Raw genomic sequence first — 9,595 nt, 5'->3', positions numbered from 1 at the left:
TTGAACCGGAAGGGATTACCGACCGCCGAACGGTCTTGAGGAGTGCTCGGCCAACGGGCGGGGTGCATCGACGGCCCGCCGGCCGGCCGCCGACAGCAACAAGACCACCGCCCCGCACACCGCCGCACCGTGGAAGACGGACACGACGCTCAGGGCGGGCAGCACATCCAAAGCCGCCGCGGCGGCCACGGTGCCCACCGCGAACCCGGTGGTCTCCGCCGTGGCGGACAGCCCGAACAGCCGCCCGCGCTGCGCTTCGGGGGCCGCCTGCAGGCGCGAGATGTAGACGATCTCCGTCCAGCCGTCCGCGAATCCCGCCGCCCCCGCGGCCAACACCAGCAGGGGAGCGGGCAGTCCCGTGAACGCCGCAATGAAAGCGAGCGACATCGCGCACGTGCCCAGCGCGAACGCCCGCTCGCTCCACGCCCCTTCGCCTTTGCGGCGCTTGAGCACCAGGTGAGCGAGCACGGTGCCCACCGCCCACGCGACCCAGAACCGGGTCATGAACGCCGCTGGCTCACCGGGGGCACTGGAGTGCGCCACCACCGGCAGGGCGACGTTGTGCGAGGAGGACGCCAGGGCATCGATGCCTCTGAGCACGACCATGCCCAGCACCAGAGCGGGAACGCCCCTCACCGCCTGCCGCAGGACCCTCAGGCCCCCCTCGGAGCCCGGTGACGCCGGTGCTGCGCCGTCCTCGGTGTCCGTACGCGGCCGCAGCACCACCACCACGGCGGCGGACACCGCGAAGCTGGCGGCGTTGACGGCGAACGCGGTGGCGTAGCCGCCCATCCCGATGACCGGGGCCGCCGAGGCGAAACCGAGCACCGTGGCTATGGACCGCGCGGTGACCAGCAGTCCGTTCGCGCCGGCCCGCGCCTCGTGACCGACCAGGACCGGCACCGCGCTGCGCAGGGCGACGGTGAAGAGCGTGTTGCCCGCGCCCAGGACCATGACTGCGGCGCCGAGCAGCCACAGCGGCGTGCGGGCGGCGAAGAGCGCCAGAGCGGTCATCGCGCCGGCCTGCGCGACGTCCGTGCAGATCATCACCGTCCGGCGGGTCACCCTGGCCGACAGCGCACCGGAGGCCAGGCCCGCCAGGAGACCGGAGAAGAGCCGTAGAGCCATCACGGCGCCGACGCCTAACGCGGTGCCGGTGACCTCGTAGGAGAACAGGCTCAGCGCGATCAAGTTGAGATAGTTGCCGTAGCTGGAGACGGCGTACGCGGACGCGAGGGTACGGAACCGCCAGGTCACGCCCGCCATCGCCCTCCCTCGCCGATCAGCCCGACACGCCGCCGGTTCCTCCACGCCTGCGGAGCACCGCCGGCCGCGCCCCGGGGCCTTTGAGAAACCTAAGGCCACATCGCCCTCATCACCAGACACTCCAGCCACAGGAATTGCGCAGCTCAGATCGCCGCCGCCCTCCGCCGCCTCCGCGCCTGGCGGCGTCGGGCCGGGGTACGGCGGATGGGGCCGTCTCCGGAGCGTGGAGGGGAACCGCCGTGCGCGCGGGCAGTTCCCGGGACCGCTGCTCCTCGCGAGGGCCCTGGGCGTCCTCCGGGCGTCCTCAACCGGCCGGGGCCGATCCGGGTGCCGCACGGACGTGCGCGCGCTCGCCCTGCCTCCCGATGAGATCAGGTACTCCACGGGGCCAGCGCTGGTGGCCCCGAACCAGTGCGGGGTGCGCGTGTCGAACTCTGCGGCCTCCCCGGGCCTGAGGATGAGGTCGCGTTCCCCGGCGGAGCGCTCCGTTGAGGGCATAGACCCAGTCGTAGCCCTCGTGGGCCCCGCGCCCCGCCCCCTGCCCACCCGTCACCGAGAAGCTCCCGCCGAAAGGCAAGGAAGCATGCGCAAGATCGCACTCTTCGGGCCGCCCGCCACGGGGAAGACCACCCTGGCCAGACGGCTCTCCTGGAAACTCGGCTGTCCCCACACGGACCTCGACGACCTCCTGTTCACCCCTGACGGCTCGCTGCCCATGGAGGAGTTCCGCCGTCAGGCCGGGGAGATCACGCGGGGGGACGAATGGATCGTGGAGGGCAACTTCTCCCAGCTCGCGGACGTGGTCTGGCACCGCGCCGATGTCCTCGTGTGGCTCGACTTTCCGCTGCCGCTGATCGTGTACCGGATCCTCCGCCGCAGCCTGCGGCAGCTCGCCGGCCGCGAAGACAGCGCACAAGCCCGGCGGCTCACTTGGGGGAAGGCGTTCTTCAGCCGTCGGTCACTGCTGCGCACGGCCATCCGCAAGTACCGGAACAACCGGTCCCGCTACGTCCTGCAGGTGTCCGAGACGGCCGCCCGGGGCGTCGAGGTGGTCAGGCTCCGCAACCCGCGTGAAGTCCAGCGCTGGACCAAGGCGGCCGCGGGAACCCGCGCGTGAACGGCGGCCGCACCGCCTGACCGGGGGCCGCGACCGCAACCCTCCCGGCGGGGGCCCCGGACCGCTCCGGCGACTCGACCGGTGACGGCGGGGACCCTCGGCGCCGCCTGGAGGTCTGCTACAGGCCGAACTCCAGGTGCTCGATGTCCGTGAAGCGGACCTCCTCCAGGCTCCCGGCGCGGCGGCCGCCGTCCTGGAAGTAGGCCTCCTTGAGGGCTTCGGCCGCGATCTCCCGCAGACGGCCCTCGCTGGCGCCCTGCTCCTGTGCCTCGAAGAGGCGGCCGGCGTGACGGGGCGGCAGGGCCACGGTCAGGTGCCGGATCCGGTCCTCATCCGTCGACCCGATCGGCGCGACGTAGCCGAGCCGGGCCCGGGTGTCGATGACGATGCCGCCCGTGGCCGCCGCCGCCTCCTTGGCCTTCGCCCGGACCTGCGGCTGCCACCGCGCTTTCACCTCGCGCTCCAGGCGCGCGGCGAGGTCCGGACGGGGCTTTTTGATCTGGTCCTTCACGTACCGCTCGACGGTGCGCTGGGAGATCCGCAGCATCTGGGCAACCGCCTTCGTGCCCCTGTACTGCTTGACCAGGTACCGCATCTGCACGCCCGCGCTCTTCGGGACGGGGCGGGTGAACGCCTTCTGCACCGCCTGGTCCAGGCCGTCCCCGAACATGCTCATCGCCTGCCTACTCTCCGTTGTCCTGGCCGGTGACGGTGCCGTCCTTGATGTACCGGGCGAGGTTGAGCTCCGGGGCCTGGAACTGCTCCCGGACGCCCTCACCCCACAGGACGCTCTGGGTGCCCTCCCACTTCACGAGCCCCGGGTTCACCCCGAGCCTGAAGCCGCCCGGCAGCGGCCTGCCCTCCCGGTAGGGCAGAAAGTCCAGCGGCGAGGTGCCGTCGACCGCGTACACGGCGCAGTCGGAGAGGACCGCAACCGGGTACTGACCGGTGAACGCCGCGTGCTTGACGACCTTGCGGTGCATGTTGACCCGCGTGCGGGAGATGACCGCCGCGCGGATGTCCGGCCGCCACGTCGCACGGGACAGGGCGCGCCATGGCTCGCCCGGCCGCCAGCCCTCACCGCGCGGCCGCTCGCGCAGCTTGCCGAGCCCGCCCTTCACCGTCGCCTTGATCGCGGACACCACGGTCGCCAGCTGAGGGTCACGCTGCCGGTAGCCCTCCATCGCCGCCAGGAAGTCCTCCGGCGACAGGTCCGCGGCGACCCCGAGGTCGGCCATCGTGGCGAGGTAGGCGTCACGGAGCCGGTTGTACCAGCCGTCCAGGTAGCGGCCGTTCTCGTAGCGCACCCACGCCTCGATCGGGGCGACGTCGTAGCCCAGCTCGACGGCGTAGGCGACGGTCGGCGTCGCGTACCAGGCCGGGCCCTGCGGGCGCTCGCCCTTCGGCGTGAACGGACTGGGCAGCAGCGCGCCCTCCAGCCCCACCCATTCCTTCCCCGACCTCACGCGGGACAGGCCGACGTGGGACAGGTCCACCAGCCAGCTCCCCGGGAGCTTCGGGTCGAACGCCGGCGCCTGGACGTGCGTGGGCGCGCCGAGACCGACGATCAGGCCGTTCGCTCCGGCGGCGAAGGCCATGTTGACGTCGATGCCCACCAGGTGGCGGTGCAGGCATTCGTCATCGGTCAGCGGGCGCGCCCAGTCGTACGCCTCCTCGAAGAGCTTCTCCGCCGGGCCGCGGACGTGGAATCGCGGCAGGTCCGCCAGCAGCGGGTGCCCGTCCGGGGCTTCACACGGCGCGCAGTCCACCGGGTCCTTGCCCAGCGAGCCGGGGTTGTGCGCGGAGTGCCGCTTGCCGTCGGCGTCGGGCTCGGAGGCGCGGGTCGGCGGGTGCAGCGCGGTCATCAGCTCCAGGCCGGTCACGGCGGGGGAGCCGCGCGGTGTCATCACCCGGGACGCGTACGTGCCCAGCAGCCGGGCGAGTTCCGCCGCCGGAAGCTGCCCGGCCTCTCCCCAGTGGCGGGTGTCCAGCGCGTTCCACGCCGGGATGCACAGCTGCACGCAGGCCCGCTCCGAGCCGTGGGCGGGACGGTAGATCCGCGCCCACGGCCCGAACCCGCGCTTGGTGAGCTGCCATTGGGCGCGGACCAGCTGCTTGATGACCTTGTGGCCCTCGGGGAGGCGCCCGGCGAGCCGCTCCTCCTCGGTGAGGGCCGTTGGCAGGCCGTAGCGCTCCAGTGCGGCCCCGGTCAGCACGAGCAGCGGATCGGCGTCCTTGCCCGGCCCCGACAGCTTCGGCTGCCCGAGCCGCGCCTCGCGCAGCGTCCAGTCCACCAGGGCCGGAAGGGACTTGGCGGGCACGTCCAGGAGCAGGCCGCCGACACAGTACGCCCGCACCTGCCCGTCGGTGACGTCGATGACCGCCAGCGGACCGTTCTCGAAACGCGGGTCGGCGCCGCCCTGCGGGGTGTCGGCAGGCGCCGCCTTCCGAGCAGCCGGGCGGCGCGACGCCGACGACGGCCTGGTGGTGCGCACCCCGCGCGGCGCGGTCGCCGGAGCAGCGGCAACAGGTGTGGTGCGGGTGCTCTCGTGAGCGGCCATGGCCGCCGTCTCGGGTGCCGGACCTTGCGACAGAGCCTGCGCTCGGGCCGAGACGGGTGTGCTGGTGAACGCGGCCGGTGCCGCCACCGGTGCCGCCTGCGCGACCGCCTCCGCCGCCGAGGTCGCGGGGTAGAGCTCCGCGAGCTTCTCCAGCAGCCGCGCGTACGCCTCACGCTCCGGCGGGCGGGGCTCGGTCTTGCCGGATTCCCAGCCGCTGACCGTGGCCCGGCGCACCTTCAGCGCGGCGGCCACCTCGTCGATCGTCAGGCCATGCGCGGTACGCAGCCGCTTGCGCTCCTCCGGCGGCGGCAGCGCGGAGCGGGACGCGACCAGGGCGTCGACCGCGTCGAACAGCTCGGACATGGAGCACCTCCAGACCCAAGACCCTACTTCGACCGTACGAAACGCGTGCATCTACCGCACAAACTGCGTACGCAGCGTACGTACCGCAGCCGGCCGCCATCCCCGTACGCCGTGCCGTGCCGTGCCGTGCCGTGCCCCGGGCGGCAGGCGAACGCCACAGGCACACAACCGCCCCGCCGATCCGCCATGCCAGGCAGCACGTGGACGCCGCGCCGGTATCGCCGCGGCCGGTCGGCCGGTTGCCCGACCGGTCACGGCGACGGCCTGACCTCGGAGGGGAGCTCAGGCCGTCGGGTGGTGCGCGGGGGCTGTGTGTGGGACCGCGCCGATGGACGGGCGGTGCCCGTGCACCGGCAGGTCGCGGCCGTACCGGGGGCCCGGGGCACCGGCCGGGAGGGGGACGGTGGGAGGGCCCCGGAACCCCGACGGGGTTTGAAGGCGTCAGATCATCAGCAGCAGCCGCGTGTTCGGTATGAGCTTGCGGTTCACGCTGGTGCTCTGCACGAAGATCGTGAAGTCGTCGTTGTGGTCCGGCTTGAGGCGCACTTCCACGTCCGGCAGGCCGAGCAGAGCCCGGGCCTCGGGCCCCGTGTACACCCGGTCCGTCTTCTTCTCCAGCACCGCGATCTGCTTCTGCGCCTGGATCTTCTCCGACTTGCTCAGCTGGTAGAACGCACCACCGGTCCGGTAGGTGTGCCCGCATTCGATGACCCACTCCCGGATCGCCGCGTCACGAGCCACCGGGATCAGCTGGTACGCGGACGGATTCACCGGGGTGAGACCGGCCGCCTTGATGGTGTCCTTGTTGACGGCCTCCGCACCCGTGGAGAACACCGCCCGCGATCCCCGGATGCCCTGGGCGCGGCCCACCATGAAGTTCTCGGTGGCCTGCTGGATGACCTGCCCGGCCTCCTCCAGGCCCTGGGTGCTCGTGGCGTCCCAGATGGCGATGTTCTCCTTCGGGAAACCGCACTGCATGGCCTCGCGCTTGCCCACCTGGTCCGGCACGAGGACGGCCAGCGTCCAGTTGTCCTCCTGCGTCTGCATCATCGCGGCCACGGCCTTCACCAGCTCGCGCGGCTCCTTGGCAGGGGCATCCGGGCAGCGGTGACTCGCGTTCTCCTGCCCGTCGGTGAGCACGAACGTCAGGAAGCTGTGGTCGCCGTAGAGCTGAGCTGTCTGCGCCAGCTCCCGCTGCGACTTCAGCGCGGCCGCCAGCAGAGCCGTCATTCCACCGACCCGGTACAGCTGCTTCAACGACGGCATCCGCAGCACGTCCTTGTCGTAGACGACGCACTCCACCTTGTCGGCGAAGACGTACACCGTGACGCGGGTTTCCTGGTCCAGTTCCCTCGACCGGCGGGCAAGATAGGCGATCTGCTGGTCGGCGACCTCGACGACCTTGCGGCTCAGGTGCGACATGGACGTACTGGCATCCAGTACAAGAGCAACGTGATTGATGTAGTTCTGGCTTCCCGACATGAACAACTCCCCCTCTTTCCCGACTCGATGCCCCTACCGTCTCACCCACCACTGACAATCGATCTTGGCCCCCGGAGCGGATGAAGAGCCCACCCGACCAGCGGCGCAGCCGGGACGCAGCACGAGGCCGGGCACCGTCCCAGCCCGGGGGCCATGCGGCACAGGTGTGTCCGGCGAGCCCATCGATCGCCTGGCCCACGGCGACGGCGTGAGGAGCCGCGCACCGGCTGCGCGCAGGGTGACGCACGAAGTGTGGAGTGCGGATTCGGTGTCCTCGATGGCGGCTGCCATCAGCACGGTCGCGCCCCGGCACTCGGTCGTCCACGCGACGCAGTCGCGCAGCCACGAAACGAGGGCGTCTTCGGGCGAGCTCGACGTCTCGAGCTCGCCCGCCCTTGCCGCCAGCTCGTCGAAGCTCGTGCGGAGCAGGGCATCGAGGAGCGCCTCGCGTGTCGGGAAGTGACGCGGCAGCGTCGCGAGCCCGACATCGGCTTCGCCGTGAACGCGACGCCCACGGCCCGTGCTACTGCGGGAAGCCTGCGGCCAGGGGCAGTTCGCGGGCCCGGGACGCGTTGATGCCGGACCGGCCGCCGGGCAGCAGCACGGTGGAGCCGGTGGTGCCGGCAACCAGCAGATCGGCGTCGCCGTCCCGGTCCAGGTCACGGAGCCGGACATGCGCGCCGAAGCCCTCGTGCTCCACGGCCGGGCCCGGCACTCCCGCTGACCGCCGGGTGAACCAGCGCGATCCCGAGCCGGTCAGGCCTCTCTTTCCGCCGCGCAGGATGTGCACACCGCCCGCCCGCTCGGCCGCCCCGGCCTTCTCGCCGGGAACACCGACCGCAAGGTCCGGGTAGCCGTCACGGTTGGTGTCACCGGCGGAGAGGTCCCGGCCGAAGTAGTCGTCGGCGGTCGCGGCGGTGGCGACACCCGGGGTGGACTGGGAGATCCGGCGGGGTACGGCGGACCCGCGCGGTCCGCCGGGCAGTACCAGCACGGACCCCGCGTAACGCTGGTGAAGAGCCTCACGGAAGGCCAGATCGCCGTAGCCGTTCCGGTCGAAATCCGCGATGACGCCCGTGACCTGGTAGTTGAACTTGTCGCTGTACGTGGTGAGTTCGCCCGGCTTGATGGTCGGACCGCCGCGCAGGAGCCAGGCGCCGGAGTTCACCGGCTCGACGTGCTCGACGCCGTGGCCGAGCACGTACAGGTCCGTGATCTTGTCCTTGGTGACCTTCCCCGCGACGAGAGCGGTCGGCTGGAAGGCCCCCGGCTCGCCGGGGAAGTGCTCGGTGACCTTTCCGCTGGTGCCCGATGTGGAGAAGCCGCCCCGGTAGAGGAAGACGGACTCGTTCTCGGCCGCGGCCAGGTCCGTCTTCCCGTCACCGTCGAAGTCGCCTGCCGCCAGGGCGTGCCCGAAGGAACCGTGGTTGGTGCGCAGCCTGTGGGGGAGCTGGGTGGCGCTGGAGGACAGGCCGCTCCTCGAGCCCCAGACGAGGGTGACCGCGCCCCGGGAGAGCTTGCCGTCGACGTCCTCGGAGTGGTCGCCGACCGCCAGGTCTCCGTACCCGTCGCGGTTGAAGTCGCCGATCGCCAGGGCGTCGCCGAAGGCTTCGTAATCCCCGTGGTCGCGGCTCGGTGTGCCGGGGATGCCCGGGCTGTCCTGGTCGAAGCTCGCCGTCCGCTTACCGGGGCCCCTCGCGGTCCCGTAGGTCACGGTGACCCGGCCGCTGCCGCCGGAGGCGTAGTCACGGTGTCCGTCACCGTTGAAGTCGTCGCCGTACCGGGCCGCGGACGTGGCCGCGTGGACCGTCGTCGCGGGGAGGAGGGTCAGGCCGCCGCCTCCGAGGAGGACGGTGGCGGCCGTCACGAGGGCGATGCGGGGTCTCTGTCGCATGGGAGCGGCTCCTCAGCGGAGGGAATGGTGAGGAAGTGACATGTGACGGGGGAAAAGGGTTGTACGGCCGCCATGTCCGGGAACGGGACGTCGCACACCACCGCTGCGCAGCCGCCCTCCCGCCCTCCCGCCCACACCGGCACGAACACACCCACTGGAGCCGCCGCATGAGGCCGCCGGCGCGTACGGGCCGCCGCCACGGGCGCCCTTACCGCGGCGGACGTGGAGCCTGCCGAAGCGTCCCGATGAGTAGCTCTGGCCAGGTGGCGGGGCAGCTGCACGCGAAGTCGGCACCTTTGGCAGCCAGAGCGTCGAGTGTCGCTGAGCCGATTTGGGCGCTTGCTCTCGCCCTCGTCCCCGGCGGCCTCGGCCCTCAGTCTGAGCCGGAGGGCGTCAGCGGTTTGCTGAATGCGCGGTTGATTCTCGGGTCACGCCCCGTGCGGTAGGAGGGGACGGGCGTGTAGCCATGGGAGCGGTAGAGGGCCAGGGCGACCAGGTTGGCCGCCCCCCTCTCGAGCTGTATGCGGGTGACGTCGCGGAGTTGGGCATCGGTCTCAAGGTGGCGCAGTACGGTGCGGCCCAGGGTTTGCCCGCGGGCCGCCGGTGCGACGTACATGCCTTTGATCTCAGCCGTCTGCGGGACGACGAGCCGCCATCCGCCGCATGCCACGGGCCCTGTGGTGCGGTCATGGGCGATGAGGAAGAGCCCGTGGGGCGGGGCGAAATGGTGGGCCGGGTTGTCGGCCGGGTGGTCGGCGAAGCCGTACAGCTGCGTTTGCTCATCGTGGAGCCGTAGCAGCAGCTCCTGTGTCTGAGGGGCGTCGTAGCTGATCGGCTCCACTGTCCAGGTGTGGTGCCCGCAGCGGCGAGGGCACGTGGGGGAGCTCGTCACGCCGCTGATAGTGCCCGCAC

General features: G+C 71.7%; 7 protein-coding genes and 2 pseudogenes. 1 reads left to right on the top strand and 8 read right to left on the bottom strand.

Annotated elements, in window-relative coordinates:
* Positions 1-15: 15 nt before the first annotated feature.
* Together LHJ74_RS00260 and LHJ74_RS00255 are read right to left on the bottom strand one after the other, a co-directional pair.
* Entirely contained in the window at positions 16-1,266 is a 1,251-nt protein-coding gene (locus LHJ74_RS00260; RefSeq protein WP_260215297.1) for an MFS transporter, read from the bottom strand.
* A 304-nt stretch (positions 1,267-1,570) separates the two neighbouring features.
* A pseudogene (locus LHJ74_RS00255) lies at positions 1,571-1,786 on the bottom strand (cupin domain-containing protein); the annotation flags it as partial.
* A gap of 63 nt (positions 1,787-1,849) precedes the next feature.
* On the opposite strand from LHJ74_RS00255, the gene LHJ74_RS00250 reads away from it, so the two are divergent.
* Positions 1,850-2,383: an AAA family ATPase gene (locus LHJ74_RS00250; RefSeq protein ID WP_260215296.1), complete on the top strand. Its 534-nt coding sequence runs from the start codon at positions 1,850-1,852 to the stop codon at positions 2,381-2,383.
* A 118-nt stretch (positions 2,384-2,501) separates the two neighbouring features.
* On the opposite strand, the gene tpg is transcribed toward LHJ74_RS00250, so the two are convergent.
* The 6 genes and pseudogenes from tpg to LHJ74_RS00220 form a co-directional block, all read right to left on the bottom strand.
* Entirely contained in the window at positions 2,502-3,059 is a 558-nt protein-coding gene (tpg, locus tag LHJ74_RS00245; protein ID WP_260215295.1) for a telomere-protecting terminal protein Tpg, read from the bottom strand.
* A 7-nt stretch (positions 3,060-3,066) separates the two neighbouring features.
* Positions 3,067-5,307 (bottom strand): telomere-associated protein Tap, encoded by a 2,241-nt coding sequence (gene tap, locus LHJ74_RS00240; RefSeq protein WP_260215294.1) that lies wholly within the window; start codon positions 5,305-5,307, stop codon positions 3,067-3,069.
* 441 nt (positions 5,308-5,748) lie between these two features.
* Complete coding sequence (locus LHJ74_RS00235; protein ID WP_260215293.1) at positions 5,749-6,789, bottom strand: vWA domain-containing protein; 1,041 nt, start codon at positions 6,787-6,789, stop codon at positions 5,749-5,751.
* A gap of 210 nt (positions 6,790-6,999) precedes the next feature.
* Positions 7,000-7,281: pseudogene (locus LHJ74_RS00230) on the bottom strand (TetR/AcrR family transcriptional regulator); the annotation flags it as partial.
* Between the two features lie 31 nt (positions 7,282-7,312).
* The gene (locus tag LHJ74_RS00225) at positions 7,313-8,683 is read right to left on the bottom strand and encodes an FG-GAP and VCBS repeat-containing protein (protein ID WP_260215292.1); all 1,371 of its coding nucleotides are present in this window, start codon (positions 8,681-8,683) and stop codon (positions 7,313-7,315) included.
* Between the two features lie 373 nt (positions 8,684-9,056).
* On the bottom strand, positions 9,057-9,575 hold the full coding sequence (locus LHJ74_RS00220) for a GNAT family N-acetyltransferase (protein WP_260215291.1): 519 nt from the start codon (positions 9,573-9,575) through the stop codon (positions 9,057-9,059).
* Positions 9,576-9,595 lie beyond the last annotated feature (20 nt).

The organism is Streptomyces gossypii (assembly GCF_025165795.1).
Taxonomy (GTDB): domain Bacteria; phylum Actinomycetota; class Actinomycetes; order Streptomycetales; family Streptomycetaceae; genus Streptomyces; species Streptomyces gossypii.
Note: the sequence above shows the minus strand (reverse complement) of the source record. Positions and strands in the feature narration are given on the sequence as shown.